We start from the raw sequence: 1,257 nt of genomic DNA, 5'->3' as shown, positions 1-1,257 counted from the left end.
ATTATGAATAGAGTTGACATAATTTCTAGTTAATAAACTATTTTTAGCGTAAATTATGCATTAAAATTATTTAAAAAAAGTGCTTGACTTTTTTTAAATAATTACTATCATATATATAGAAAGTTTAAAAAACGCCGAAAGCCAAAAGGCAGAAAGCGAAGGAGAAATTATGACAAACCTAATTAAAAGAAAAAACTTATTATTTTTAATGGCGGTAGTAGTTATGGTAGCTATGATGTCCGTAGCATGTAAGAAAAAAGTAACTCAGCCCGCCGACTTTAGCATTACGGGAGATGGCACGACTATATACGACCCCGTTAGCCCAGAAGAACCTGCGACTCCAGAAGAACCAGAGCCAGAACCTGTTACAGATGACGGTTTATTAGACAGTCTCGTTGGAAATGTTTATAAAACGACTCCAAGATTTGCAAACGCTAACAACAGAGCATACTATTTCCAAGCCGAAATATTGAAAGACAAAAACGGAAAAACTTATATGTTGTTTACTTCAACCGCTGGAGAAAGAAGAATACTTTATAGAAACAACACTTATACGGATGACGCTCAATACGGAAAAGCTTTAGCCGATTGGGGAATCGTATATGTTAATATTAGAAACGGCGGAAAAACTTTGGATGTAAAACCCGCTAATTATAACGGTTTATGGGTTAAAGATTTGATTAAACAGTAAGATTTATGACCTCAAAAGTTTAAGATTAATATAATAAAAAAGACGGTGCGATTATGCATCGTCTTTTTATTTCTTTTATTTGCTTAAAAATTTAATCGTCCATTTTTTGTCCCATAAGCTGTCCGCTTCCAGATATAAACAATTCCATCATATTGTTTAATTTTATTTTGTAATTTCCAAATTCTTTTTCCACATCCGTAATTAGCGCTTGAGGATAAGAATTTTTTACCGTATTTTGAACGGCATTTGGCAAAACGGTTATTGGAATCGGAGTATAATCGCTGTCTATACTTTCCCATTCTCCGTTTGGAAAAAATTTTACTTCAACGCCGTTATTTAATTTCGCTTTAAATTTTCCATCGTCTCTTTCCACTTTAAATATTTGAGCGCCGGGAAAAGTTTTTTGTATAAAACTTTGGGCGGGTTGAGGCAAAGCGGAAATTGGAACAACCATATCGGCAAACAAAACCGAAGCGAATAATAAAGAAATTGATAACGCAAATATTTTTCTTGTTTTTGTCATTTTAAAATCTCCTTGACTTTTATTTTATTTTTTAATTATATAT

At 32.7% G+C, this 1,257-nt stretch carries 2 protein-coding genes; one reads left to right on the top strand and one right to left on the bottom strand.

All coding sequences use genetic code 11. The annotated features are described in order from the left end of the window. The first annotated feature begins 169 nt into the window (after positions 1-169). Positions 170-691 (top strand): hypothetical protein, encoded by a 522-nt coding sequence (locus tag ACR0QS_RS13290; RefSeq protein ID WP_432633931.1) that lies wholly within the window; start codon positions 170-172, stop codon positions 689-691. A 91-nt stretch (positions 692-782) separates the two neighbouring features. Here the strand turns inward: ACR0QS_RS13290 and ACR0QS_RS13285 are convergent, their stop codons facing one another. Next, positions 783-1,214, bottom strand: coding sequence for a PepSY-like domain-containing protein (locus ACR0QS_RS13285; RefSeq protein WP_432633930.1), 432 nt, complete (start codon positions 1,212-1,214; stop codon positions 783-785). Positions 1,215-1,257: the final 43 nt, after the last annotated feature.

Source organism: Brachyspira sp. (genome assembly GCF_050873525.1).
In the GTDB taxonomy this organism is placed as follows: Bacteria; Spirochaetota; Brachyspiria; order Brachyspirales; family Brachyspiraceae; genus Brachyspira.
The sequence above is the reverse complement of the archived record's forward strand: the minus strand, read 5'-3'. Positions and strand labels throughout refer to the sequence as shown.

Coding starts and splice junctions, on each gene's coding strand:
- ACR0QS_RS13290 (WP_432633931.1), top strand. CDS start 170: ATGACAAACCTAATTAAAAGAAAAAACTTATTATTTTTAATGGCGGTA.
- ACR0QS_RS13285 (WP_432633930.1), bottom strand. CDS start 1,214: ATGACAAAAACAAGAAAAATATTTGCGTTATCAATTTCTTTATTATTC.